Source organism: Streptomyces sp. NBC_01497 (genome assembly GCF_036250695.1).
In the GTDB taxonomy this organism is placed as follows: Bacteria; Actinomycetota; Actinomycetes; order Streptomycetales; family Streptomycetaceae; genus Streptomyces.
In genome coordinates this window covers 1,836,859-1,862,107 of sequence record NZ_CP109427.1, presented here as the reverse complement: position 1 = coordinate 1,862,107, position 25,249 = coordinate 1,836,859, and the positions used below count along the sequence as shown (strand labels likewise).

Genomic DNA, 25,249 nt, shown 5'->3' with positions numbered 1-25,249 from the left:
GCCCAGCATGCGGCGGAGTTTTTGGACCTGCAAGTCCAGAAAAATGTCCCCTTCGCGGGCCTCCCGGGACCGGTCCGCAGAACAGGCGGGGGCCCGGACCGCTGTGCTGGTCCGGGCCCCGCCTGCCGGGACGGGGCGTGGCCCTACGAGCGCTGGGGAGCCGTGTTGTCGATCCCGAGGCCGTCGAACGTGGCGTACTGGCCCGACACCTTGGTCACCACGATCGTGTGGACTCCCGGTGTGAGCGGCGGGGCGGTGAAGACGGGGGCGTCGGTGTGCCGGGTGCCGTCGGCGGGCACGGTGCTGACCACCGTGGGAGCTCCGCCGTCGAGGGACACACTGATGTCGCCCTGGTCGGTGTACTGCTCGCCGAACACCGTGACGCCGGTGCCGATGAAGGTGCAGGACAGGCTGCTGCCGTCGTTCTGCGTGTAGTGGATGTCGTCGTTGTAGTCGCCGTAACCACGGCCTCCCGAGGAGTCCCAGCCGCTGTACGTGATTGACGCGTCGGTGTCGTCGAGGCGTGCCGTGGCCGGCGGTGTTCCGACGTAGACCGTGACGCCTGCCGACGGCTTCGAGGTGGCGCCGCTCCTGTCGGACTGCGTGGCTGTCAGTGTGTGCTGGCCGGCGGATGAACTGGACAGCGTGCAGGTCCAGGTGCCGTCGCTGCCGGTGGCCGCCGTGCAGCCGGCACCGCCCGTGCCGTCGGTGACCGTGACGGTGTCACCGGCCACCCCGGTTCCGCGCACCGGGTAGGTGTCCGGCAGGCCGGTGGCGCCGTTGCCGGGAGCGGTGACGAGGGGCCGGGGCACGTAGGTGCCGACGGTGACATCGGTCCCATCGGCGCCGGCCGGGACCTGTGCGGTCAGGAAACCGGAGGAGAGCAGCCGCAGCCGGGTCGCGCGCCGGTCGCCGAAGTACACCGGGGTGCTTGCCGAGAGGTTCGCCCCGGCGACCAGTACCTGGTCGATCGTGGATCCGGTGGCGAGCGGTGTGGGCGCGGAGATGTAACTCGCCTCGGGAAGCGCTCCGTTGGCCGGCAACCGGTGGGCGGCCCTGACGCCGGCCCGGGCCAGCACCGCGTCGGGGATGTCCCCGGGGCCGGGGGAGGCGGGGACCTTCGTGTTGTCGCTGACGTTCGAGTCGACGGGCGCGTTGCAGATGTAGCTGCCGGCGTCGTCGGAGAAGTAGTTGCCACTCACCCAGAAGTGGCCGGTGGCCGAGCAGCCGCCCTGCGCACCGAGCGAGTCGAGCGGGTGGAACTCGGCGTTGCCGCTGATCTTGATCCATTCCGAACCGGCGTCGTCATAGAAGGCGTTGAACCGGGAGCCGTCGTTGTACACGACGTTGCCCGTGACCCGCAGGCCGCCCGCGAGGGTCGCCGCCGCGTCGATGCTTCCGTCAGCCTGGTGGACGTACGGGGCCTGGTGGCCCTCCATGTAGATGGCGCCGCCGTCGTCGAGCACCTGCATGACGTCGTGGATCAGGTTGTCGCTGATCGTGTTGGCGGCGTTGATGTTGGTCGAGTTCTGCGGATGGTCGGCGTCGTCGACGTGCCCCTCGATGACTCCCGCCGTGATACCGGTGTACGGCAGGTCGTAGAGGTTGTTGTGCGTGATCGTCGTGTGCTGGGAGAACAGCAGTGTGATGCCACAGGCCGAGCGGTAGTCCGTGCCCACCGTGTGGATCACGTTGTCCGCCACCGTGGTGTGGTCGAGGATCTCGTTGTTCCCGACCCGGTCCGAGGCGACCGCCTTCGGATCGGGGGTGCAGCCCGCCTTGATCACCGACGCGGACGTGGTGGTGGGTGTCGGGTCGTAGGTGCAGCCCAGGAAGATCGCGGTCGACGCGATCTGCGTGAACTCGTTGCCCTCGACGCGGTTGTACGAGCCGCCGTAGGCGAAGCTCAGCCCCGCACCGCCGAGGTCGACGAACCGGTTGCCGGTCAGCGTGACGTGGTCGGACGCCGTGAACGCGACGTTGGCGAGCGGCTCGGTGAGTGCGCCCCACGGGCAGCTGCCGGCCGGCGTGGAGAAGGTGCACAGGCCCTGGTTGTTCGCGCCGGTGCGGTGCAGGTTGCTCTGCACGTCGGCGAACCCCGCTGCGGAGGAGGGGCCGTTCCAGGTGGCGTACGAGAACCGGAGCCCGGCGAACGTGAGGTCGTGCAGCGGCCTGGTCAGACTCCCGGCGCCCTGCACCAGCGTTTCCAGCCGGGGCAGTTCGACGTCCAGGTCCGTGATCCGCTGCCCGCTGACGGGCGCGTAGTACAGCGTGTTCTTCGCGCTGTCCAGGAACCACTGTCCCGGCGAGAGGAGACTGCGGGCGTACTGGATCGTCGAGGGCATCTGCGAGGTGGACATGGACGGCAACCCACCCGTGCCGTCATTGAAGGGCGCGGCGTCGGTGACATCGGTCCAGCAGGGCTGAGCCATGATCAGCCGGCTGCCGGACATGCTCGCGACCCGGCACTTGGAGTCGGTCCACGCCCCGTTGCCCGCGAGGTAGTCGAACTCGACCCCGGCGAGCTGCGCGGGCGTGAGACGGGCGAACCAGGCGCGCGCCGTGGCGTCCTTCGCCAGGTCGTAGCCGGTGGCCGTACCCGTCCAGCCGCCCGCGAAGTGCAGGTCCGCCGGAGAGGCCTGCGCGACGGGGGCCTCCGCGCCGTCGACGTAGAGCTGCCGGCTGGCGCTGCCACGCGGGACGCTCGCCGACCACACCCCGTCGCTGCCACGGGACCAGCCGGTCACCCGGGTGCCACCGGAGATCACCGGGTGCGCGCCGGGCGCCGCCTGCCACACCACGGGGTGACCGGAACGGCCGGAGTCGGCCGCTCCGAACGTCCACGTCCTGCTCAACCGATAGGCGCCGTCCCGGAGTTCGACGGTGATGTCCGTCGGGCGGTCCCGGCTCTCCAGCTTTCGCACCGCGGCCTGTGCCGAGGTCAGTGAGCACGGAACCCTCGACGTGCACGCCGAGCCGTGGCCGTCGGGCGCCGACCACAGCACCGATGGCGCCGCCGCCTGCGCGGAAGGCGCCCCCCAGAGCAACGAGCCCGCGCCGGCCAGGGCGAGCACGAGAAGGGTTACGAACACTCTGCACGTTGATGCCATCAACTTCATGACCGCTCCCGGAACTGTCGGCCCATGTCTACCGCCCAGGGAGACTCAAGACCTCCGATGAATCGCGCACAGACTGGCAGTGGATGAGGCGGCGGTCAAGGGGTCTCACGGAAGAAGCAGGAGCCCGCTGATGGATGCCTCCGGTCTCACGTGGTCAGGCCCTTGGCGATGGCCGGACAATCATCGGAGGCCTGGCCGATCCCCGGTCATTCATCGGAGGCTTGGCGGTCACGGATCGCGCCCGCCGGGAGGGGGTCGCCCCACGACGGCAGCCGGTATCCGCGCCGTGCGGGGGATGGTGGGAGGGGGACTGCCTGAGCGGCGGCCCGTGGGGGCGCGGCCCCCGGGGGCTGTGCCCGTGGACGGGGCCACGGGCACAGCCGCCTTCGCGTTCCGCTCGACGACCGGATGACCGCTCAGGCTCCCCGCAGGCGCGGGTGGATGAGGGCCGGACGGCTTGCGCGGAGGAAGGGCCAGGAGGGTGATCAGTGGGGGATGAGGAGGAAGTCCACTCGTCGGACCTGGTCGGGGAGTACCACCGTGAGGTTCTTCAGGGCGGTGTATCCGGGCAGGGTGGCGCTCAGTGTGTGAATGCCCGGTTTGGCCAGGAAGAGGGTGTAGAAGCCGTCCGGAAGCGCGGGGTCGTCAGGGGTGGCGACCGTGGTGGCGGTGGTGGCCGGGTTCTTCGTGTCGGCGATGGACGCACCGGCCACGCCGGAGAGGTTCTTCAGGTTCCGGGCGACGCCGACGGCCAGGCCGCCGGGGAGGGGCGTGAGGGTGCGGGACTGGACGTGCACGTCGTCGAGCGACCAGTAGTAACCCCAGTCCGCGACGAAGTGGAAGCGCAGCTGGACGGCCTTCTGCCCGGCGTACTGCCGCAACGGGACGTGCACTGTCAGGTTCTGCACACTGTCGCTGGTCCTCGGGCCGTTCCAGACCGTCTGCCAGGTGGAGCCCCCGTCCGTGGTCGCGTCCACGGTCATGTGCTGCTGGTTCGGGTTCTCGGTGTAGGCCGTCTCGAAGGTGAGCTCGGCGGACTGCTGGGTCGACAGGTCGTAGGCGGGGCTGACCAGTTGACTGTCCTGGTGCGGTCCGAAGGGCCCCTGGTCGCTCTCCACGACGGCGAACGAGCCCTGCCCGCCGGTAACGTTGCCGCGCCCGATCGGGTCGTCGAACTCCCAGCCGTTGCTGGTGCCGGGGGCGCTCACCACGCTCCACCCCGAGGGGGCGCTCGTGGTGGAGTCGAACGTCTCGGCGCGGTCGGCCAGGTTCAGCCGGTAGCCGACGGCGCTCGCCGCGTCGGGGTCGGCGGTCAGTGCCAGCTTCGCGGTCACGGGCTTCTTGGCCACGTCGACGTCGCGGAGCAGGGTGTCGTAGCCGGGCAGGGAGGCGGCGACCGACAGGGAGTACGTGGCGTTCTCGGGCAGGGAGAGGGTGTACGCGCCGGTCACCGGGTCCGTCCAGACCGGGGCTTCGGGCGATCCGGCGACGGAGATCTTGGCGTACAGGGGCCAGCCGTGCCCTGATCCGTCGCGGACGGTGCCGCTGACGCGTTCACGGGGGACGGGGGAGGGACGGAAGTCCTGGCTGAGGGACTGGCCGTCCGCGAGAGTGACGGTCAGAGGCGATGTGGTGGTGTAGCCGAAGGCCCGCACGGTCAGGTCCGTGACGGTACCGGCGGGCAGATCCAGGGTGTAGGAGCCGTCGGGGCCGGTCGTGGCGACGTTGAGCCCCGAGCCGACGACCGCGTGGGCGACCGGCTTGCCGGTGGACGCGTCCTTCACGGTGCCGGACAGCGTGCCGTGCGGTCCGCTCCTGAACGCGGCGAGCCCTGCGGGGGTGCCGAGGCCGGTCGGGCCGTCGTAGCCGGGTCCTGCGGTGCACAGGTAGGCCACGGAGCACGTGCCGTTGGACCCGGAGGTGATGTCGTTGAGGCCCGCGCCGCCCGTGGCGTACGGGTAGGCGTTGGGGTCGGTGCCGGGGCGGGGCGGTCCGGCCAGCGCGTAGACCGAGGCGATCAGGGGCGTGGCCACGCTCGTTCCGCCGTACGTCTGCCAGCCCTTGCCCTGCGAGCCGTAGCTCAGATAGATGGCAACGTTGTCAGCGACCGCGGCGACGTCCGCCACGCTGCGCCCCGCGCATCCGGTGTCCTTCTGGAAGGCCGGCTTGGCCTGGTTCTCGGCGCAACCCGAACCCGGACCGTAGGGAGCCCTCGACCAGACGGTCTCCGACCAGCCCCGGGCGCTGCCCGGGTCGGCCACCAGGTTGGTGCCGCCGACGGCCGTCACCGTCGGGAGCGTCGAGGGGAAGGACACCCCGTAGTTGTCGTCGCCGCTGGCCGCGACCACGGCGACACCGGGGTGGTCGTAGGACGAGCCGTACGTGGCCAGGTCCGTCGGCAGGTCGCCCGGCCTGCCGTAGGAGTTCGACACGTACTTCGCGCCGAGCGCGACGGCCTCGTCGACCGAGGCGGCCAGGTTGCCCAGGTCGTCGTTGTCCGCTTCCACCAGCAGGATGTGGGCCGCGGGCGCGGCCGCGGAGACCATGTCGAGGTCGAGGGCGATCTCCCCGGCCCAGGAGTCGCTCGCCTGCGGATAACCCGTCCCGCCGCGCTGGTCGACCTTGGTGAAGCAGCCGTTCGCGGTGGTGCACGCCGGCAGTCCGTACTGATCGCGGTAGACGGCCAGGTCGGCTTCCACGTCGGGGTCGTCGTAGGCGTCCACGATCGCGATGGTGGTTCCCGCCCCGCCGTTCGGGGGCAGTTGGTAGGCGCTCTGGATGTCCGTCGGGCCGAGGCCGGCCGGAACCTGCGCCGCGCTCAGCCTCATGGCCGCCGGTTCGCCCGGTGTGCGCATGGCGTAACAGGTGGCGTGGCCCTTGGCAGGCGAACCGCACAGGGGGACCAGTTCGGACCCCGCGCCGGCCGGTGTCGAGGCGGCTGCCGTCGTGGCGGCCGGTGTTGTGGCGGAGATCGCCGGGACCGGCGCGGCCTGCGCCGGGCTCTGGGCGCCGACAACGCCGAGGGACAGGACGCCGATTGCTGTCGCGCCGTACGCGAGTCCGCGCAACGGCCGGGAGATTCTTCGTATATGTCTGGAGAGCGGCACGATTCACCCATCATGACCGGGCGGCCCTTGGCAGGGCCGGTACCAAACGGATCCGCACCATCCGGTGCGGCTGATCAATTAGCCGATGGCGCGGACGGCCTGTCAACACCCCTTGTGTTACGCGCTCGTTTCGTCCCCGCTCGCGTAAGCGGAGGGGGGATGGCAGGGCGCCGGTGTGGTGGTGGCGGGGCGTGCGGGGCACTCGGGGCCGCCGCAGAAGTGACACAACGTCAGGTATCGACGGAGGCGGGAGTCATCATCCCGGTGCCGGTGCCGGTGCCGGTGCCGGTGCCGTGAATCCGGGGCGATGGGGTGGCCGCCGCGACGTGGTGCCGGGCGTGGTGGTGCGACGGCGGTCGCGCAGGCGTGGGCTCCCGTTCTCGTCGAGGGGCCGGTGGGTGGCCGGGGCCCGTTCGGCGGCTCCGCCGCTGCGCTCGCGAGGCGTCGTACCGCCATCGGCGGGAGTCCGCCTTCCCGGGGCCGGGCGATCTCCCGCGCGGTCGGTCGGTGTGCTGGGCGCGGCCCGGGGAGGCCGGGCCGCCGTGTGGCGGCACCACTCCCGGTGCCCGTCCCTTTAGGGTTGGTTCATGCAGAATGAGGAGTCGACGGCAGGTAGCCGTCTGTACCAGGTGATGCAGGGGTTGCTCGCCGAATACGGGCACCAGAGAGTGCCCGCCGCGGGCGGCCCGCGCCATGTGGTCGCCGAGCAGGACGCGCTCGACGCGATCATCAACCTCGCGGCCTACCTGGACGGGAACGCGCGCGCGGGCCGCCTGGCGAGGAACGACACCGACCACATGGCGGCGATGCTCATGGTCGTCCGCGACTACGTGCGCCCCCTGCCCTCGGGCGCGGCGGCTACACCGGAGGCGTACACCGACGCCGTGACGGGGGACCTGCGCGACATGGTCGACGCCTTGCGGGTCGCGCGCGAACGGGAGGGGCGCCAGGGCTGAGCGGCCTCCGAGTCCGAACCCGACGTCAGGTGCCATAACGCGCAGGCGCAGGCACGAGGCCGAGCCGAGGGCCCGTCGTCGGCCGGTACGTTCAGTGACTCCGGGGCCGGAGGCCAGGACGCCGGGCGGCTCGCACCCTACGCGGGCGCGCCCTGGGCCGGAGCCGTGTGCGGGTTCGGCACCGCACTCCCGAACCACGCGCTCCGCTCCCTCCGTGCAGGCCCTCCCCGCCCGCCATGCCGTCCACGAACGCGCGGTGCTCCGCCTACGGGTCGCGGCGTCCGTGTCGGTGGCCGGTGCGCGGGCGGCCCCGCGGGGAGGACGGCCCTTCGTCACTCGCCATCCCCGATATGTTCACCCGGCTGTGGGCGTGGCCATCTCCCGTATCCCGTGTGAGATACGTGTTCATCAAGGTGGTCACGCGGAGTGTGGGGGGCCGGGGTGGGGGCACACGGCTCGTCGGAGGTTGATAACTATGGTTCCCCTGCTTCTCGTTCTTCTGCTCGTGCTCATACTTGGCGGTGCCGGTTTCGCTGTTCAGGCGTTGTGGTGGATCGCGATCATCGTTTTGGTGGTGTGGGTGCTCGGCTTCGTGATCCGGCCCGCCGCTTCCGGTGGAAAGCGGGGCCGTTGGTACCGCTGGTAGGCAGGACGACCCCCGACGGGCCGGAGTGCGACGATGTCGCCCCCGGCCCCGTCGGCGTGGGTCGTCGCGGCGGCGGAGGAGTGCCGCGGAGCCGCGGAGGAGGGCGGGAAGCGGGACCGGGCCCGCTGCCGTTCTCGCGGAGATCCGCCCTCTCCATCCGGGGTGCCGGGTCTTCGTGGTGCGCCGGGGGTCCCGGTCCGCTTCACCGCCCTCGCCCCTCCCGCTTCGTCGGACCCGGAACACCGGGCTTCCTGTCGCGCCGAGCCCGGAACGCCGGGCCTGTCGGTTCGTCGGACTCCGGGGTACCGGCTTCCTCGTCGACACCTGAAACGCCCATGGGCACCTGAACTTCCCCCGGGTGCCCGCCCTTTCCTGCCCGCACAGTGCCGTCTTCGCCGTTCCGGTCGCCGATGGCCACCGGCGGCTGACGTCACGACCCCCACGGAGATAGGCTCTCCACTGTGTCCATCACCCCTGACAAAGACGAACGCCCGGCCGCGGTCACGCAGGTGCTGGGCGAGCAGTACGCCGTGCCGGGGGCTTGGGTGATCGGAGTCCGCGGTGACCTCGATCTCGACACCCTCGCGCCCTTGAGAGACGCGCTGGAGGCGGCGGTCGCGGAGCATCCCGTGACGATCCTGGACGCGAGCGGCATCACGTTCGCTGACTCCAGCGCCCTCAACCTGCTGCTGAACACCGCCCAGGGGACGGATCTGCGGATCGCCGCCCCCTCCGCGTCCTTGCTCCGTCTGCTCCGGATCACCGGCGCCGACCAGGTGCTGAGCGTACGGTCCGACGTGGCACGGGCCGCTGACGGCTGAGGCGCCCCCCGGTCCTGCCCTCGTCCTCGTGGCGGCCCGCTTCCCCCGGACGCCCGTCAGGGGCGGGCGGGGCGAGGCGGTGTCGCGTTCACCGGCGGTTCCGCCCTGAACCGCGGCCTCGGCGTGTCCCGTTCGCCACCCGGGGGCGCGGACGCGCGTACGCGCGGCCCGGTGTGCCGCCGCGCCGGTAGGTGACTGTCTGCCCGTACGCGCCCCGCCGATACGCCACCGCGTAGGCACGTGACCGCGTCAAAACGGCCCGGGGCCCCCCTCCGCCGGTGCCCTCGGTTCGCTGCGTTCGAAGGAGCCGGGCCTCACACCGCGCCGAAGGAGCCGGGCCTCACGCCGCGCTGAAAGGGCCGGGCCTCACACCGCGCTGAAAGGGCCGGTGTCCAGGTCGGAGAGAAGTTCCGCCACGCTGCTGTACACCGCTCCCGCCCCCGCCGCCTCCAGCGCGGCGCGGGGGACTCCGCCGGACAGGACCGCGACGGCTCGTACGCCCGCCCTCGACGCTGCCTCCATGTCCCACACGGAGTCACCGACGAAGACCGCGTCCTTCGCGTCGGCGCCCGCCTGCCGGAGGGCCTCCTCGACCGGGTCCGGCGCCGGTTTGCCCGCGTCCACCTGGTCCGCGCGCGCCTCGGCCGTGAGGGCGTCGTCGGCGTCGAGGGCCCGGCGCATCGCCGACAGTTCCTCGCCGCCCGCCGAGGTGGCGAGCACCACCCGCCACTCCCGTTCCGCCAGCGTCCGCAGCAGGTCGGCGGCGCCGTCGAAAGCGTGGAGGCGCTCGAAGTAGGTCGCGTACAGCGTCTTGTGCGCCGCGCTGACGGTGGTGTCCTGGGCGCTGTCCCGGTCGTCGCCCAGCAGGTGCGCCAGCAGATCCTCGGAGCCGAGCCCGATGGCCCGGTGGATGTCGGCCATCCGCACCGAGTGGCCGCCCTGGCGGAGCGCTTCCCACCAGGTGACGACGTGCAGGTGGTTGCTGTCGATCAACGTCCCATCGACGTCGAACAGTGCGGCGCGGGGCATGAGGGATCCCTTCTCGTCGTCCGGTGTCGCAGGGTGCCGCGGCGGCCGGCGGAGCCGGGCCGGCCCGGTCGTCCGGCGTGGTGTTCCGGCACCCTTCACCGTGGTGCTCTGACACCGTTTACCCCGGTCACCCGGTTTTCCCACGTAAGGACTCCCCCCGCGAGCAGGGGAGCGGACCGCCCGGGGGCCGTGGCCCCGCCGCGGCCTGTTCGTGGCTGCCGCGTCCCCGGACCCGGACCGCCCGGCGTCGGGCGGCCACCGGGCGCGCCGTGCGGTGACCGACCGGCTCCACGGCCGACCGCGGTCACCGAAGGGACGGTGCCACGAACGGCGGCGCACCCGGCGTACCCGGCGTTCCCGGCGCACCCCGCGTACCCGGTCAGCCGAGGGTCAGGTCCTGCAGGCCCACCACGCGCAGCAGCGCCAGCCGTTCGTGGGACTCGCTTCCGGGCCGGGCGGTGTACACGATCAGGCGCTGATCGTGCTCGGGGCTCAGCAGCGCCTCGCAGTCCAGCTCCAGGAGACCCACGACCGGGTGCTGGAAGCGCTTGACGTCGGCGCGGCGCACCGCGACGTGGTGCGCCTCCCACAGTGCCGCGAACTCACCGCTCCCGGCGCGGAGCCCGCGGACGAGCCGGGCCAGCCGTACGTCGTCCGGGCGGCTCGCGAGCACGGCGCGCAGATGCGCGACGGCGGCGCGGGCGCCGTGGTCGCGGTCCTCGGCGGGAAAGAGCTCCCGGGCGGCCGGGTCGGTGAAGTAACGCCAGATGATGTTGCGGTCGGCCTCGGGCCGGGCCGACGCGTCGCCGGACAGTGCCCTGGCCATCGCATTCTGCGCGAGGATGTCGCCCCGCACGCTCACGACCTGGGCGGGCGTGTCGGTCAGCCGGTCCAGTACGAGCAGGAGGCCGGGCCGTACGTGCTCCGTGGAAGGCCGGTCCTGCGGCGGCGCCTCGCCCGCCAGATGGAAGAGGTGGTCCCGCTCGTCGCCGCTCAGCCGCAGCGCCCGCGCCATGGCGGCGAGCATCTGCCGGGACGGGTGCGAGCCCCTGGCCTGCTCCAGCCGCGTGTAGTGGTCGGTGGACATGCCCGCCAGCTGCGCCACCTCTTCGCGCCGCAGCCCCGGAGTACGGCGCCGCGCGCCGCGCGGCAGCCCCACGGTGGCGGGGGCGAGGCGGGTGCGGCAGCGGCGCAGGAAGTCGGCCAGCTCGGATCTGTCCACCCCTCCACCATGCCGTGCGACGCCCGCCGCAGCCAGGGAGCGCCGGTCCCCGGATAACGACGTCTCTCCCGCCCGGGCCCGGCCCGCGGCACGCTGGATCCGTCGGGCCGACCGCCGGGTCGGCAGCACCGACGGGCCTGCACCACCAGGCGCGACGGGACCGCTGGACCGCTGACCCGGACCGTACGGCCGGACCGTACGGCCGGACCGCTGACCCGGACCGGGCGGCCGGACCGTGCGCCCGGACCGTGACCGCGCCCGGAGCGGACGGCGAGCGGGAGACATCCCGTATGCCACGCGTGCCGCGACGGCCCGACAGCCGCGCCCGGGAAGCCTGAACGTCCCGAGCCCTGCGCACGACCCGCTTCGACCCACGAAGAAAGGCAGGAACGCCATGCGGTACCGCACCCTCGGCCGGACCGGCATCAAGGTCAGCCCGTACGCCCTCGGCGCATTGATGTTCGCCACATCCATCGGAAACCCCGACCACGAGGACTCGGTCCGCATCATCCACAAGGCGCTGGACGCGGGGATCAACCTCATCGACACCGCCGACGCCTACGGCGACTCCGAGGAAATCGTGGGCAAGGCGCTCAAGGGGCGTCGTGACGGTGTGGTCCTCGCGACCAAGGTGGGCCGGCCGACGGGCGAGGATCCCAACCAGCAGGGCGCCTCGCGGCGCTGGATCATGACCGCGGTCGAGAACTCGTTGCGCCGCCTGGGGACCGACCACGTCGACCTCCTCCAGATCCACCGGCCGGATCCCACCACGGACATCGAGGAGACGCTCTCCGCGCTCTCGGACCTGATCCGCGGCGGCAAGGCCCGCGCGATCGGTACCTCCGCGCTGCCCGCCTCCGACATCGTCGAAGCCCAGTGGGTCGCGGAACGGCGCGGTCTTGAACGCTTCCGCACCGAGCAGCCGCCCTACTCGCTGCTCAACCGAGGCATCGAACGCGAGGTGCTGCCGGTCGCGCAACGCTACGGGATGGGCACCCTGGTCTGGGGCCCCCTCGGCCAGGGGCTCCTCACCGGCCGGGTCCGCAGAGGGCAGGAGAGCGACCTGCGCCGCGCCGGCCTCATCCGGCACCTGAGCGACGAGCACCGGCTCGACACCGTCGAACGGCTCGTTCCGCTCGCCGAGGAGGCAGGCCTGCCGATGACCCACCTCGCGATGGCCTTCGCGACCGCCCACCCCGGCGTGACCAGCGCGATCGTGGGGCCCCGCACGATGAGCCACCTCGACGACCTGCTCGCGGGTGTCGACATCACCCTCACCGACGAGATCCTCGACCGGATCGACGAGATCGTCCCGCCCGGTACCGACGTCGGGGTGCTCGACCAGGCCTACGTGCCCCCGGCGCTCCAGGACGCGGGCCTGCGTCGCCGCCCCGCCGGTGAGCGCACGGGGTGAGGGCCCGAGCGCGGCGCCGCACCGGCGCGGCGGCGGTCCGTGGCGCGTTCGACGGGTGTCCGATCCGCGCGGAGAATGGTCCGGGTCAGGTGTGACCTGCGCGCGAGGGGGCTGCGATGCCGACCTGGAGACTGCGGGACTTCCGTGACGACGACCTCGACGGCGCCATCCAGATATGGGACAAGGACCGGCGGGCGGACGACTCGCTCCCCGTGTTCCCCGTGTCCGAGGTGATGGCCGCGGCGCGGGCCGGGGCTCCGGCCGTGGTCGCGGTGGTGGGCGACGCCGTCGTCGGTATGGCCGTGGCCCAGGAGCAGGGCGACCGGGCCTGGGTCACGCTGGTGGCGCTCGACGGGGCCTGGCGGCAGCGCGGCATCGGCAGTGCGCTGATCGCCGAACTGGAGCGCCGTCTGCGCGTGCGCGGGGTGCGCCGGATCAGCGCGCTGCTGGCTCCGGGAGCGACCGGCGCCGCGGCGCTGGAGAACTCCGGCTACAGCGCACGCTCCGGGCTGATCCTCCACGAGAAGGTCGAGCATCTCGGCGCGAGCGACGCGGGTCTGCTCGCCGAGCTCGGCGGCCGGGTGCTTCCGCAGGGACTGTGGGAGGCGCTCGCCGGCATGACACGCGAGAAGCAGGCCATCGAGCGGCGGGTCGTGCTGCCCCTGGCCGAACCCGAACTGGCCGACCGGTACGGTGTCAGGCCGCCGAAGTCGGTCATCCTCTTCGGCCCTCCGGGCACCGGCAAGACCAGCTTCGCCAAGGCCGTCGCCTCCCGGCTGGAATGGCCCTTCGTGGAACTCTTCCCGTCGCGGCTGGCCGCCGACGCCCCGGGCGGCCTGGCCACGTCGCTCCGCGACACCTTCGTCGACCTGGCCGAGCTGCAGACCATCCTGCTGTTCATCGACGAGGTCGAGGAGATCGCGGGCAAACGCTCCGGCAGGGCCGTCGACCCCGGGCACGGGGTCACCAACGAACTGCTGAAGCTGATCCCCGGCTTCCGCGACCACGACGGGCGCCTGCTGATCTGCGCCACCAACTCCGTACGCTCCCTCGACCCGGCGTTCCTGCGTCCCGGTCGGTTCGACTACGTCATCCCGGTCGGACCGCCCGACCCGGCCGCGCGTGCGGCGATCTGGCGGCGCTACCTCGGACCCACCGCCGACGGCGTCGCGCTGGGCCGGCTCGTGGAGGCGAGCGAGATGTTCACACCGGCCGACATCGAGTCCGCCGCCCGCAAGGGCTCCCACGCCGCGTTCGAACGCGAGGTCGTCGACCGGCAGGGCGCCCCGGCGACCACGGAGGACTACCTCGTCGCCGTCGCCGACACCCGGCCCACGCTCACCGATCAGGCCCTGACCGAGTTCAGGGAGGACATCGAGCGCTACGAGCGCCGATGAGCGTGAACGGGGCGGCACTTCGGGGTCGCGGCGGACAACGACCCGTGAGGGTATCGGCGTTGAGCGCGTCGGCCGCACCAATTTCGCGACTGTCGGAGACTTGTCCTGGCGGCCGTTTGCCGGCGAACGCCCGGCCGGCAGACATCGGCATGGCCGGCGCGCTGGAGGGCGATGCTGAATCTCGGCCTCACCGTGGCGGGGCGGGCTGGCCCAACAGGTCGTTTCGGGTGGCCTGTTCGAGCGCCTGATCGCCATCACCGGGGCGCGGCACTCGTCGCGCTCGCCTGCGGCATCCTCCGGCGGACGTGAGAGGGGCGATGGCGCGAAGGGGAAGAGGAAGAGGAAGGGGCCACCGGCTCGTTCCCGGGGCCCGGGCCGGGGAGGGAGAAGGGGGCCGGGGCCGGGTGGGCCGGTCCCGCGGAGCCGTACCCCAGCAGGGTGAGGTACGGACCGCCCAGGATGCGCATACTCGGTTGCATGAACAAGCAGGGGCAACTCGCCGACTTCCTCCAGGCACGCCGCAGTCGGCTGCTGCCCGAGGACGTCGGGTTGCGGACGTACGGTGAGCGGCGCCGCGTGCCGGGGCTGCGGCGCGAGGAGCTCGCGATACTCGCGGGCATCAGCGCGCCCTACTACACCCGCCTGGAGCAGGGCCAGGCGCACAACGCCTCCCCCGAGGTACTCGACGCCATAGCCGGCGCCCTGCGACTGGACGAGTCCGAGCGTGCCCATCTGCACGCCCTGGCGCGTGCACCGCGACGGAGGACGCCCGCGGGCCGGACGCGGACCGAACGCGTCACCCCGGCGATCAGCGCCCTGCTGGCGGCGATGGACGGCACCCCCGTCATCGTCATGGGCCGCCGCAGCGATGTCCTGGCCTGGAACCGTCAGGGGCACGCCCTGTTCGCGGGACACCTCGATCCCCGTGATCCCGACGACCCGGGCAGCCGGCCCAACATGGCCAGACTGGTGTTCCTCGACGCCCACACCCGCGACCTCTACGCCGACTGGCCCGCGAAGGCCAGGGCCGTGGTGGGCAACCTGCGGCTGACCGCCGGCCGGTACCCCGACGATCCTCGGCTGGCCGGGCTGATCGGTGAACTGACCATGCGCAGCCCGGAGTTCGCGACGATGTGGGCCGACCACCGGATCATGGCCTGCGACACCGCCGACTACGAGATGCGTCACCCCCTCGTGGGGACACTGACACTCACCCAGCAGACGCTGCAGAGCCCGGGGGGCGACAGTCCGGCCCTGGTGGTGGCCACGGCCTCCCCCGGTTCCCCCTCCGCGGCGGCCCTGACCCTGCTCGCCCACGCCGTCACGCCGCGCGAAGTGACCCGGCCGCCCGCCCCCGCCCGTCCCCGTACCACCCACTGACCCGAGCCCTCCTTCGACCGACGGCGTCCCCGCCGCGTGCCTGTCGGCGGCGGCGCCCCCGTCCCGTGCAGCGCCCTGTCTCTCCCGCGCTCCGGCCGGCAGTACCGACCGCCCCCGGAAGCAGCCCCCTCGACCACGGCACCGCGTCGCGGCTGCCCCATGCCCGAAACCAGAGAAGGAACCATGTCCAAGCGAAGCATCATGACCACCGCGTCGGCCGTCCTCGTGGCCGCGGCCCTTCTCACCGGTGTCGCACCGGCCGGTGCGACACCGGTGTCCGGCGGAGCGCCGTCCGATGTGCGGATCGTCGACCACTTCGACCTGTACGCCGGGCAGATGCCGGAGAACGTCGCCCTGCTGCCCGACGGCGCGGCAGACGTCACCTTCGCCGCCGCCCACCAGATCGCCCGGATCACCCCCCGGGGCGCGACCCGCGTCCTGGCGACCCTGCCCGCACCCGCCGACGCCGGAGTCCACACGCCCGTCCTCGGGTTCGCCCTGACGACCGGCATCGTCCGCGCCCCGGACGGCACGGTCTACGTGCTGTACGCGACCGGCACGGCCGACCTGACCGGGCTGTGGCGGCTGAGCCCCGGGCAGGCCCCGCGACGTATCGCCGCGCTGCCGGCCGAGGGCCTGCCCAACGGCCTGGCCCTCGACGAGCACAGCGGACAGCTCTACATCACCGACTCGGTACTCGGCACGGTGTGGACCGTCCCCACCACCGGCGGCACACCCACCGCGTGGTCCACCGCCGGCGAACTCGCCTCGACCGGCTCCCTCGGAGTCAACGGCGCGAAAGTGCACGACGGTGCGCTGTGGGTGACCAATCTGGACCGGGGCACACTCCTGCGGATCCCGATCCGCTCCGGCAACCGTGCGGGAGCCCCGCAGGTCAAGGCATCAGGCCTGGTCGGCATCGACGACTTCACCTTCACCGGCCGCGGCGACCAGGTCCTGGCCGCGCTCAACGGCCCCAACCAGGTGGTGCGCATCGACCCCGACGGCACCAGCACCACCCTGCTGGACGCCGCCGACGGACTCCAGAACCCCACCTCCATCGCTCTGCACGGCGACGACATGTACGTGTTCAGCGCCGCCTACACCACGGCCACCGACCCCAACCTGCTGCGCGCGCGCCTGAACGAGCACCGATGACACGCGGCACGTCACGAACCCAGGAGTGCACACCGTCCCCGCCGGACCCTGAGCCGCACACGGAAGCGGAAAGGGGCAGCTGATGGCAGCCTGGCCGGGATCCCCGTAGCCGGGGCGTCGATACGCCTGGACGCCGATACACCGGCCGCACGCGGTTCGCAGGCTCCCGGCGGTGTGCGCCGGAGCGCTTCACGGCGCACGCCCGGCTTCACAGCACACGCCGCGCCTCACGGCTCACGCCCGGCCTCCCGCCTCCCGGGACGGTTCGTCGGGGACCTTGGCCGGGAGGCCCTCGGCGTGGCCGCTTCGCGGGGAGTCCTCGTCGACCGGCAGGCCGAGTTGGCGCATCCAGTCGTCGTCGAAGACCTTGGAGAGATAGTTGCGGCCGGAATCGGGGAGCAGGACGACGACGAGGTCGTCCGGCCCGAGTCCGGCCGCCACCCGCACCGCGGCGGCCACCGCGGTGCCGGCCGAGCCGCCGACCAGCAGCCCCTCCTCGCGGGCCAGGCGCCGGGCGGTCAGCAGGGAGTCGCGGTCACTGTTCCGCTCGAACCGGTCGACGACCTCGGGGTGGTACGACGTCGGCCAGGTGTCCTGCAGCGTCAGCGGGTGACGGGCGTGGCCGATGCTCTCCACCGCGTACGGGCCTCCGTCGCCGCCCGAGTACACGGAGGCCTCAGGATCGGCGCCGACGACCGTCACCCGGCCGCCACTGACTTCCTTGAGGTATTCACCGGTCCCGGTGATGGTGCCGCCGGTGCCGATGCCCGACACCAGGTGGCTGATCCGCCCGTCGGTCTGCCGCCAGATCTCGGGTCCGGTCGTGCGGTAGTGCGCCCGCGGATTGTCCGGGTTGTCGTACTGGTTGGCCAGCCAGCCGCCCGGAGTCTCGGCGGCGACGCGGGCGGCCACGGAACGGACGTGGCGGGGATCCTCGCGCGGCACGTCGCTGGGGCAGACGATGACTTCGGCCCCGTACGCGCGCAGTACCGCCACCTTCTCCGCGCTGCTCTTCTCCGGGATCGTGAACACGCACCCGTAGCCGCGCTGCGCCGCGACCATGGCGAGGCCGACACCCGTGTTGCCCGAGGTGCCTTCGACGATGGTCCCGCCGGGCAGCAGCAGTCCCGCCTTCTCGGCGGCTTCGACCATCGACAGCGCGATGCGGTCCTTCACGCTCCCGCCGGGGTTGACGTACTCCAACTTCACGTAGACGGGCGCGAGCGCGCCGCCGGTGACGCGGTTGAGCCGCACCAGCGGAGTGTTGCCGACCGCGTCGGTCAGCGATGCGTGGACGTCCAATGCGGTGCTCCTTGCGTGAAGCCTGTGCCGCCGGAGCACGGACCGCCGGAGCACCGACTGCCGGACAGCGACGGAGAAGAACCCGACCAGGCTATCGAGGGCCCGCACCGGGCGGCTGCCCGCCGGGGTCCTCGGGGCTCCGTCCGGGGCAGGGCCCGCGCCGCAGGGGACGAATAACCCGCCTTCGGTATGACGTGCCCCGATTCGCCCACGGATCGGCTTGTTCTGAACTACCGTGCGTAAGGACTTCGTTACGGGCGTGAACGCGCGGGGGAGCGGAGGCCACTGACGGCGCGCGGTGCTCCCGGCGGGCACGGAACGATCCACACCTTCCACGGAGGACCGCACGATGCCGACGAGACGCATGGTCACCGGCCGTAGCAGGGAACCGCGCGCACGGTTCGCCGAGGAACTGCGCTCGCTGCGAGCGGGACGCGGCGAGAGCCTGCGCCAGCTCGGCGAGCGGCTCGGCTGGGACTGGTCGCTGTTCGGCAAGCTGGAGAAGGGCGAGACGCTGGGCGGCCCCGAGGTGGTCGAGGCCCTCGACCACCACTACGGCCCCCCGGGGCTGCTGCTGGCCCTGTGGGAGCTGGCGGTCAGTGACAAGACCCAGTTCCGCGAGCGGTACCGGCGGTACATGACGCTGGAGCCGAGGCGACGAGCCTGTGGCACTTCGCGGTGAGTGTCCTGCCCGGCCTCCTGCAGACACCCGGGTACGTGCGGGAGATCCTGACGGCAGGCGGGCTCGGGGGCGCGGAACTGGAACAGCAGGTCGAGGCGCGGATGGGACGCCGTGAACTGCTGGCGGGGGAGGACGCGCCACCGTTCCGCACGATCCTGTCGGAGGCCGTGCTGCGGACGCCGCTGCGGGACGCGGGGGAGTGGCGGCGGCAGTTGGAGTACCTGGGGGAGGCGGCGGAGCGGGACGGAGTCACCGTGCATGTCCTGCCGTTCAGCGCGGGGTTGCATGGCCTGGCGAGCGCCGACATGTGGTATCTCCGCCTGCCGATGCCCGCACGGTGGCGTACGTCGAAAACGGCTACCGAGGTGAACTCAGCGAAGAAACCGGACCGGTTGAGCGCTTGCAGCTCACGTACGATGCAGTGCGCGACATGGCGCTGCCCCCGGCCGAGTCGCGGAAGTTCATCCTGCGCATGTTGGAGGAAGCGCCGTGCGATCCGTCGGTCTGAGCGTCGCGACTTGGCGCAAGAGCAGTTACAGCAACCAGGACGGGGGAGCCTGCGTCGAGGTCCGCGACGACTTCGCCGCCGTTGTCCCCGTGCGGGACAGCAAGGACCCGCGGGGTCCCGTTCTCGTGTTTGCCGTGGGCCGGTGGTCGTCGTTCGTCGACGCGGTGAAGGGCGGCGGACCGCGCCGCTGAGGCGCCGCGTCCGCCCGGAGACCCGCGCGGAGCCGTCCTGGTCCGCGCGGGCCGCCGCCGTCCTCGGCCTGGATACGGTCCCGGTGTCAGCCCACGCTGCTCAGGGCCCGCTGGATCACCTCGGTGACGGCGTCCGGCTGGGACAGCATGATGACGTGCGAGCCGTCGATCTCGCTGATGTCGGCGCCGGCGCGCTGGGCCATGGCGTGGACGGCGTCGCTGCCGATGGCCTTGTCACCGGTGCCGACGGCGGCCCACGCGGGCAGGGACTTCCACGCGGCGGGGCCGCTCTTCTCGCCGAACGCGGCTGCGGCGATGGGCCGTTGGGATCGTGCCAGGACGTCCGACTGGAGCTGGGGCAGATCCGCGGTGAAGACCTGAAGGAACTTGGCGGGGTCGATGAGGAGTTCGGTGGCGGTCTCCGTGCCCTGCCCCGTCGGGTACTTCAGTTCCTGGAGTGCGGGTGTCAGTTCGCTGATCTTCGAACCGCCCACGATGTCGCCGAGGGTCTCGCCCTCGTCCGGGGCGAAGGCGGCGACGTAGACGAGGCCGACCACGTTCTTGGTCATGGGGACGGCGTTGGTGATGACCGCGCCGCCGTACGAGTGTCCTACGGCCAGTACGGGACCGGGCGTCTGGTCGATCACGCCGGCCACGTAGGCGGCGTCGGCGGCGAGGCCGCGCAGTGGATTGACGACGGCGCGTACGGACACTCCCGCCGTCAGCAGGCGTTCCACGACGGGCGCCCAGCTTCCGGCATCGGCGAACGCGCCGTGGACGAGGACGACGGTCGGTCCGCCGGACGGGGTGGTCGCTGCGCTCATGGCGTTTCTCCTTCGAGGATCACGGGGGACGGGTACCGGGGGCGAGTGCGGCGGCGCGGCAAGGGGCGGCGCGGGAACGAGGGGTGAGGGCGCGTCGCATGCGGAGGTGTGTCCGCGTACGTCGCGTCCCGCTCCCGGGAGCATGAGGCGGGACGTACCTAAGGCGGCCGGCTGGTCCTGAGCTGACGAATCGCCGTGCCGCGCGGCACGGCTCGACGACGGACGGCGCGCACCGGCCGAAAGGACAGCAGCCGCCCGGCTGACACACCCTCCAGGGCCGCCTCCGCCCGTTCCGGCGCGACGAACCACGCATACCGCACGTTCCGTCCGGTGTCAGCGTATCCCCGAAGTACCGGATACGCGCCTGCGGAACCGTCCCGGGGCCGGCCTCGGCGACCCCGGTCCCTGTGCGGGACTGACTACGGTGTCGTGCATGAACGACGCGCGGCGAGGCCGGGACATGGCTGAGGAGCCCCGATCGGGGGCGGCGCGGGCCGAGGACGCGCTCGCGTTGGTACGCCTGGTCAACGGACCGGGCGCGGTGGGGGCCGTGCTGGAGTGGCTGGCCCGGCGGACCGGCGGTGCGGCCGCGCTGATCTCGGGCGCCGGATCGGTTCTCGCGGCGGCTCCCAGCCGTCCCGCGCGCGCCGTGGTCCTCGCGGTGGCGGAACTGCACCGGCGCGGGGCGCCGTCCGGTGTGACCGGCGGTGAGCACGGCCGGACCGTGCACATGGCCGCCCTGGGACGCGATCCGTACTTGACGCTGGAAGGCGGCGGCGACGACCGCTACGGCACACTCCTCACGGACGCCGCGCGGCTGCTGGAGCTGTCGCTGCGCTCCGAGGAGTACACCCGGGCCCGGTACCGGATGGACCAGGCGCGGGCCCAGGGGCGGGAAGCGGTGCTGCACCTGCTGGTCGGCGGCAGTGTGACCCTGGCACACCGGGTCGCCGGGGCGATGGGGGACCGGCTGCCGGGTCTCCTCAGGGTGTGCGTGGTCGAATCGTCCGTACGGGACCGGTCCGCGGCGGCGGCGCGGCTGGAGCGGGTCGCGGAGGGCGCGGCGTGGATAGTGCCGTGCCCGGTGCGTTCCCGGCACCTCATCGCGCTGATACCGGCGGAGGCCCACCGGTGGGAACAGGACGTGCTGGAGGAGATGCCGGAGTGCCGCATCGGGGCCAGTGCCGACGTGGCCCTGCGGGACACGGCGTCGGGTTACGAGCAGGCGTTCCACGCGCTGGCCGTGGCCAGGGGAGCGCCGGGGCGATGGTCGCGCTTCAACCGGCAGGACGGTCTCGCACCGCTGCTGGGCTCGGAAGGGGCGCGCTGGGCCACGGACCTGCTCGGGCCCTGTCTGGCCTACGAACCGGCCCGCCGCTCCGATCCCGGCGCCGACGAACTGCTCGGCACACTGGCGTCCTGGCTGACCTTCGGTACCGGCGCCGGCCGGCACCTGAAGATCCACCGCAACACACTGACGGCCCGGCTGCGGCTCGTCGAACACCTCCTGGGCTTCGACCTCCTGACCTGCGTCGCCCAGCAGTCGGCGGTGTGGCTGGCCCTGCGGCTGCGTTCCCCGCACACACCGCCGACCGCGGGATGCCCCACCGACCTGCCCGCACTGCTCGCCACCCCCGCGGCCCAGACCTGGGCGCGGGCCCGCCTCGCTCCGCTCGGCCCGGCCGGGGTGGACACGGTGTGCGCCTGGCTGCGGGCGGACACCCGGCTGTCCGAGGCGGCGGCCGCGCTCGGCATCTCGCCTCCCGGTCTGCGCAAGCGCCTCGTGCGCGCGGAGGAGCTGATGGGGCGGTCGCTGCTGCACGCTCCGAGTGACACGTACGAGCTGTGGCTCGCGCTGAAGGCGCTCGGCGAGGTCTGAAACCGGCCCGCCGCCGGACCGAGCACGGTCCGAGGCCGGTCAGAGGCCGGGCCGGCACCGCATCAGCACGGTGGAACCCGTCCGATCCGGCGCCTCGGCGGCCGCCGCTGTGCGGGACGAAACCGGCGGGCCCCTCCGCTGTGCGAGGTGCACCTCGCACAGCCCTGCGGCCCTCCTCTACTGTCCTCCTGGCGCGGCCGCGACACGGTCGCCCGGGCCATGCCGGCACGACCACGGGGGAGCCGTGGCGGCATGGCCGCCGGCTCCACGGTGTGGGGTCCTGGAGAGCTGAGCAGTGGATCGTCGGACCTGCTCCGGAGCCCACTCGGCTCGCCCTCGGATGCGATGAGGCGCGATCGGCCCACGCGGGAACGCGCCTGACACACGGAGGCCGAGAGCCCCCGCGGTCACAGCGCTTCGTGTGGAGATCAGTCGGCGACGAACTCCGCGGCGGATGCGCGGATCGGAAACCGGCAGTCGATGATCCGCTGCGCGATCTCACGCGTCAGGGCGCACGAACGGTCGAGTTCCCCCCGATCGCGCAGCTCCACCGCCTGACGAAGCCTGGCCTCCCGACTCTCCAGGCGCCCGTCGCGGCTCACACCACTGCGGCCAGCAGGAGCGCGACGAGGGACAGGGCCGGCGCGAGAACCTGGACCAGGGCCGCGCGGAGTTTCGTGCGGTCACTCAGCAGCAGGACCAGGCCCGCGAGGACCATGCTGGCCGTGGCGGTCGTCGTCAGTGTCTCTCCCGCGGTGCCCCGGCCGGCGAACACCAGGATCGCACCGAGGACGGCGCCGACGGCCAGGAACAGGTTGTAGAAGCCCTGGTTGAAGGCCAGTTGCCGGTTCATGTCGGCTTGTTCCTCGGTGGTGCCGAAGACCGCGCGGGTGCGCGGGTCCGTCCACCGCAGGGATTCCAGGACGAATATGTAGACGTGGATCACTCCTGCGACCATGGCAAGGATGAGCCCAGCGACCAGCATGTGTGCTCCCACCGCTTCAACTGCCCCTGTTTTTAGGGGTGTTACGTATCGTGCCGACGGGCGCCGACCTGCTGCGGAAGCGTAGCAGTGGCCGTCACCGCGGGTGAGCGCCGCGTCCCCGCCGGCCGGACGGGACCGGCGGGGACGACCAGTCGGTGACGACCGGCGGGGACGACCGGGCGGTCACGACCGGTGCGGAGGTGCGGCTCAGTTCGTCAGGTGCGGGTAGTCCGTGTAGCCGCGGTGGTCGCCGCCGTAGAACGTGTCCTCGTCGGCCGCGGTGTACGGGCCCCCGGCCTGGATGCGGGCCGGCAGGTCCGGGTTGGCGAGGAAGAGCGCGCCGAGGGAGACCGCGTCGGCCAGGCCCGCGTCCAGGACCTCCTGGGCGGTGGCTGCCGAGGAGGGGAACGAGTCCGGCGCGGCGTGCGGGTTGACGATCAGGTTCCCGTTCCACAGCCGCCGGACCAGGGTGGTGACAGGGCGGGCCACGATCTCGCACATCTCCAGGAACGCCAGGTTCGGCAGGGCCGGGACGAGCGCCGTGTAGAGCTCCTCGGTCTCGCCCTCGGCGATGTCGTTGAACTGGTTCGCGGGCGAGATGCGCAGGGCGGTGCGCTCGTTGCCGATGGTGCCGGCGACGGCTTCCACCACCTCGACCGCGAAACGGATGCGGCCCGCGATCGTCCCACCGTAGGCGTCGGTGCGACGGTTGGTGTTCTCGGCGAGGAACTGGTGGAGCAGGAAGCCGTTGCCCGCGTGGATCTCCACGCCGTCGAAGCCCGCCTCGATCGCGTAGCGGGCCGAGTGGGCGAAGTCCTCGACGGTCGCGGCGATTTCGGCGAGCGTCAGCTCGTGCGGCTCCTCGTAGTCCGTCGGCCCACCGGGGGTGAAGCACTGTCCCGCCGCGGTGACCGCCGACGGCGCGACGGACCGGTGGGCGTCCGCGTACAGCGAGGGGTGCCCGATGCGTCCCGCGTGCATCAGCTGGACGACGATCCTGCCGCCGCGCGCGTGCACGGCGTCGGTCACGGTGCTCCAGGCCCGTGCGTGCTCCGGTGTGTACAGGCCGGGAGTGTTGAGGAAGCCCTGCCCGACCGCGGACGGCTGGGTGCCCTCGGTGATGATCAGTCCGGCCGAGGCGCGCTGGGCGTAGTACTCGGCCATCAGCTCGGTGGCCTCGCCGCCCGGCGTGGCCCGGTCGCGCGTCATCGGCGCCATGACCAGCCGGTTGGCCAGCTGGATCTTGCCGAAGGTGACGGAGTCGAACAACGAGGACATGGTGTTTCCCTCTCCGGTGGTACGGGGCTGTGGGGGGCGGTGTCGCGGGGTGCGACGTGTGCGGGTGACGTGTGGGCGGGACCGGTGCGGCCGGCCGCCGCGGTGGGTCAGTCGGCGCCGGCGAGGTGGCGGGCGTAGGCGGCGGCCATCCGGCCGCCGACCTCGGCGGTGGAGACGAGGACCGCCATGTTGGCCTCGGCGGTCTGCCCGCCCGTGGCCCTGTCCACCGCGCGCATCAGGTACTTGGTCAGTCCCTGGCCGGTGACACCGTCCCGGTGCGCCTGCTCCAGGGCGCCGGTGATCGCGGCCTCGGCCTCGGCGGAGTCCACCGCGTCCTCGTCCCGCGGCGGTGTGGTGATGACGACGGAACCGGGCGCCGGTGTGGCCCAGTAGGCGGCGACCACCTTGGCGATCAGGTCCTCGTCGTCGATGCGGTGCGGTGACCGTACGCCGCTGGAGGTGCAGTAGAAGGCGGGGAAGTCGTCCGAGCCGTAGGAGATCACCGGCACGCAGTGTGTCTCCAGATACTCCATGGTCAGCTTCAGGTCGAGGATCATCTTCGCCCCCGCGCAGACCACGGCGACCTTGGAGCGGGTGAGCTGGATCAGGTCCGAGGAGACGTCCATGGTGCTCTCCGCGCCCCGGTGCACCCCGCCGAGGCCCGCCGAGGAGAAGAACGGGATGCCCGCCAACTCGGCGGCGACGAGGGAGGACGCGACCGTCGTCGCGCCCATGCCGCCGCGCGCGAGGACGACGGGCAGGTCGCGGCTGGAGACCTTCGGGATACCGGAGCCGGACGCGAAGCGCTCGATGTCCCGGTCCGTCATGCCCACACGCAGCGCGCCGTCCTCGACGCAGATCGTCGCGGGGACGGACCCGCTCTTGCGCACCGCGGCCTCGACCCGGTGCGCCGTCTCGGCGTTGTGCGGGTACGCCAGGCCGTGGGTGATGACGTTCGACTCCAGGGCGACGACCGGACGGCGCTCGTGCAGCGCCTCCCGGACCTCTTCGCCGTAGACCAGGGGGATGGCGGCGCTCATCGGGGGTCCTCCGCGGGGATCGGGGCGGAGTAGTGGGGTTCCTTCCACAACAGGTGTGCCCGGCCCGCGATCTCGGGCGTGTGCACCTCGTCCGTCCAGCGTGACGGCTCGACGGACTCGACGGCGATCGACACCGAGCCCTCGTCGACGCCGAAGGCTCTGGTCACCGTCCTGGTCAGCTCGGTGACCAGGTCCTCGCGTTCGGCGTCGGTGAAGGTGCGCGGCCAGTGCCTGATGGAGATGTGCGGCATGCGGGTACTCCTCTCGGCGGCGGACACACCGACGGGCGCGATTGCGGGCGCCGGCGGTGT

Annotated in this window: 19 protein-coding genes and 2 pseudogenes; 10 read left to right on the top strand and 11 right to left on the bottom strand. The window is 72.3% G+C overall.

Annotated elements, in window-relative coordinates; translation table 11 throughout:
* Positions 1-143: 143 nt before the first annotated feature.
* Both OG310_RS07910 and OG310_RS07905 read right to left on the bottom strand, forming a co-directional pair.
* Entirely contained in the window at positions 144-3,092 is a 2,949-nt protein-coding gene (locus tag OG310_RS07910; protein WP_329455167.1) for an Ig-like domain-containing protein, read from the bottom strand.
* A gap of 512 nt (positions 3,093-3,604) precedes the next feature.
* Positions 3,605-6,187 (bottom strand): carboxypeptidase regulatory-like domain-containing protein, encoded by a 2,583-nt coding sequence (locus tag OG310_RS07905; protein WP_329455166.1) that lies wholly within the window; start codon positions 6,185-6,187, stop codon positions 3,605-3,607.
* A gap of 626 nt (positions 6,188-6,813) precedes the next feature.
* Between OG310_RS07905 and OG310_RS07900 the strand changes: the two genes are divergently transcribed.
* The 3 genes from OG310_RS07900 to OG310_RS07890 all read left to right on the top strand — a co-directional run bounded on the left by OG310_RS07900 (position 6,814) and on the right by OG310_RS07890 (position 8,649).
* Positions 6,814-7,182 carry a hypothetical protein gene (locus tag OG310_RS07900; RefSeq protein WP_329455165.1) on the top strand — a complete coding sequence of 123 codons (369 nt, stop codon included), beginning with the start codon at positions 6,814-6,816 and terminating at the stop codon, positions 7,180-7,182.
* A gap of 475 nt (positions 7,183-7,657) precedes the next feature.
* A complete protein-coding gene (locus tag OG310_RS07895; protein ID WP_329455164.1) occupies positions 7,658-7,828 on the top strand; it encodes a hydrophobic protein in 171 nt (56 codons plus the stop codon).
* Positions 7,829-8,289: 461 nt separating this feature from the next.
* Positions 8,290-8,649, top strand: a complete 360-nt coding sequence (locus OG310_RS07890; RefSeq protein WP_329455163.1) for an STAS domain-containing protein — start codon at positions 8,290-8,292, stop codon at positions 8,647-8,649.
* Positions 8,650-9,015: 366 nt separating this feature from the next.
* On the opposite strand, the gene OG310_RS07885 is transcribed toward OG310_RS07890, so the two are convergent.
* Complete coding sequence (locus OG310_RS07885) at positions 9,016-9,678, bottom strand: HAD family hydrolase (RefSeq protein ID WP_329455162.1); 663 nt, start codon at positions 9,676-9,678, stop codon at positions 9,016-9,018.
* 379 nt (positions 9,679-10,057) lie between these two features.
* Positions 10,058-10,900 carry a helix-turn-helix transcriptional regulator gene (locus tag OG310_RS07880; protein WP_329455161.1) on the bottom strand — a complete coding sequence of 281 codons (843 nt, stop codon included), beginning with the start codon at positions 10,898-10,900 and terminating at the stop codon, positions 10,058-10,060.
* Positions 10,901-11,294: 394 nt separating this feature from the next.
* Between OG310_RS07880 and OG310_RS07875 the strand changes: the two genes are divergently transcribed.
* The 4 genes and pseudogenes from OG310_RS07875 to OG310_RS07860 all read left to right on the top strand — a co-directional run bounded on the left by OG310_RS07875 (position 11,295) and on the right by OG310_RS07860 (position 16,249).
* Complete coding sequence (locus OG310_RS07875; protein ID WP_329455160.1) at positions 11,295-12,314, top strand: aldo/keto reductase; 1,020 nt, start codon at positions 11,295-11,297, stop codon at positions 12,312-12,314.
* 113 nt (positions 12,315-12,427) lie between these two features.
* Positions 12,428-13,711: pseudogene (locus tag OG310_RS07870) on the top strand (ATP-binding protein); the annotation flags it as partial.
* A 477-nt stretch (positions 13,712-14,188) separates the two neighbouring features.
* Positions 14,189-15,091 carry a helix-turn-helix domain-containing protein gene (locus tag OG310_RS07865; protein ID WP_329455159.1) on the top strand — a complete coding sequence of 301 codons (903 nt, stop codon included), beginning with the start codon at positions 14,189-14,191 and terminating at the stop codon, positions 15,089-15,091.
* Positions 15,092-15,274: 183 nt separating this feature from the next.
* Positions 15,275-16,249, top strand: a complete 975-nt coding sequence (locus tag OG310_RS07860) for a hypothetical protein (RefSeq protein ID WP_329455158.1) — start codon at positions 15,275-15,277, stop codon at positions 16,247-16,249.
* 234 nt (positions 16,250-16,483) lie between these two features.
* Here OG310_RS07860 and OG310_RS07855 read toward each other — a convergent pair whose 3' ends face one another.
* Positions 16,484-17,551 (bottom strand): PLP-dependent cysteine synthase family protein, encoded by a 1,068-nt coding sequence (locus OG310_RS07855; protein ID WP_443078573.1) that lies wholly within the window; start codon positions 17,549-17,551, stop codon positions 16,484-16,486.
* Positions 17,552-17,900: 349 nt separating this feature from the next.
* On the opposite strand from OG310_RS07855, the pseudogene OG310_RS07850 reads away from it, so the two are divergent.
* A pseudogene (locus tag OG310_RS07850) lies at positions 17,901-18,741 on the top strand (helix-turn-helix domain-containing protein).
* Complete coding sequence (locus OG310_RS07845) at positions 18,723-18,932, top strand: DUF397 domain-containing protein (protein ID WP_329455157.1); 210 nt, start codon at positions 18,723-18,725, stop codon at positions 18,930-18,932. Before OG310_RS07850 ends, OG310_RS07845 begins: the two are co-directional and overlap by 19 nt.
* Positions 18,933-19,018: 86 nt before the next feature.
* On the opposite strand, the gene OG310_RS07840 is transcribed toward OG310_RS07845, so the two are convergent.
* Entirely contained in the window at positions 19,019-19,756 is a 738-nt protein-coding gene (locus tag OG310_RS07840) for an alpha/beta fold hydrolase (RefSeq protein ID WP_329455156.1), read from the bottom strand.
* Between the two features lie 433 nt (positions 19,757-20,189).
* Between OG310_RS07840 and OG310_RS07835 the strand changes: the two genes are divergently transcribed.
* Positions 20,190-21,635 (top strand): helix-turn-helix domain-containing protein, encoded by a 1,446-nt coding sequence (locus OG310_RS07835; protein WP_329455155.1) that lies wholly within the window; start codon positions 20,190-20,192, stop codon positions 21,633-21,635.
* A 428-nt stretch (positions 21,636-22,063) separates the two neighbouring features.
* Here the strand turns inward: OG310_RS07835 and OG310_RS07830 are convergent, their stop codons facing one another.
* The 5 genes from OG310_RS07830 to OG310_RS07810 all read right to left on the bottom strand — a co-directional run bounded on the left by OG310_RS07830 (position 22,064) and on the right by OG310_RS07810 (position 25,189).
* Positions 22,064-22,186, bottom strand: a complete 123-nt coding sequence (locus OG310_RS07830) for a hypothetical protein (protein WP_329455154.1) — start codon at positions 22,184-22,186, stop codon at positions 22,064-22,066.
* A 47-nt stretch (positions 22,187-22,233) separates the two neighbouring features.
* Entirely contained in the window at positions 22,234-22,620 is a 387-nt protein-coding gene (locus tag OG310_RS07825) for a DUF1304 domain-containing protein (RefSeq protein WP_329455153.1), read from the bottom strand.
* A gap of 207 nt (positions 22,621-22,827) precedes the next feature.
* Positions 22,828-23,898, bottom strand: coding sequence for an alkene reductase (locus tag OG310_RS07820; protein ID WP_329455152.1), 1,071 nt, complete (start codon positions 23,896-23,898; stop codon positions 22,828-22,830).
* A gap of 107 nt (positions 23,899-24,005) precedes the next feature.
* Complete coding sequence (locus OG310_RS07815; protein ID WP_329455151.1) at positions 24,006-24,938, bottom strand: pseudouridine-5'-phosphate glycosidase; 933 nt, start codon at positions 24,936-24,938, stop codon at positions 24,006-24,008.
* On the bottom strand, positions 24,935-25,189 hold the full coding sequence (locus tag OG310_RS07810) for a tautomerase family protein (protein WP_329455150.1): 255 nt from the start codon (positions 25,187-25,189) through the stop codon (positions 24,935-24,937). The genes OG310_RS07815 and OG310_RS07810 overlap by 4 nt, the downstream gene beginning before the upstream one ends.
* Positions 25,190-25,249 lie beyond the last annotated feature (60 nt).

Excerpts from the sequence above, each read along its gene's own strand:
- OG310_RS07860 (WP_329455158.1), top strand. The coding sequence starts at position 15,275 with ATGTCCAAGCGAAGCATCATGACCACCGCGTCGGCCGTCCTCGTGGCC.
- OG310_RS07875 (WP_329455160.1), top strand. The coding sequence starts at position 11,295 with ATGCGGTACCGCACCCTCGGCCGGACCGGCATCAAGGTCAGCCCGTAC.
- OG310_RS07815 (WP_329455151.1), bottom strand. The coding sequence starts at position 24,938 with ATGAGCGCCGCCATCCCCCTGGTCTACGGCGAAGAGGTCCGGGAGGCG.
- OG310_RS07895 (WP_329455164.1), top strand. The coding sequence starts at position 7,658 with ATGGTTCCCCTGCTTCTCGTTCTTCTGCTCGTGCTCATACTTGGCGGT.
- OG310_RS07865 (WP_329455159.1), top strand. The coding sequence starts at position 14,189 with ATGAACAAGCAGGGGCAACTCGCCGACTTCCTCCAGGCACGCCGCAGT.
- OG310_RS07900 (WP_329455165.1), top strand. The coding sequence starts at position 6,814 with ATGCAGAATGAGGAGTCGACGGCAGGTAGCCGTCTGTACCAGGTGATG.
- OG310_RS07820 (WP_329455152.1), bottom strand. The coding sequence starts at position 23,898 with ATGTCCTCGTTGTTCGACTCCGTCACCTTCGGCAAGATCCAGCTGGCC.
- OG310_RS07810 (WP_329455150.1), bottom strand. The coding sequence starts at position 25,189 with ATGCCGCACATCTCCATCAGGCACTGGCCGCGCACCTTCACCGACGCC.
- OG310_RS07825 (WP_329455153.1), bottom strand. The coding sequence starts at position 22,620 with ATGCTGGTCGCTGGGCTCATCCTTGCCATGGTCGCAGGAGTGATCCAC.
- OG310_RS07835 (WP_329455155.1), top strand. The coding sequence starts at position 20,190 with ATGAACGACGCGCGGCGAGGCCGGGACATGGCTGAGGAGCCCCGATCG.
- OG310_RS07885 (WP_329455162.1), bottom strand. The coding sequence starts at position 9,678 with ATGCCCCGCGCCGCACTGTTCGACGTCGATGGGACGTTGATCGACAGC.
- OG310_RS07840 (WP_329455156.1), bottom strand. The coding sequence starts at position 19,756 with ATGAGCGCAGCGACCACCCCGTCCGGCGGACCGACCGTCGTCCTCGTC.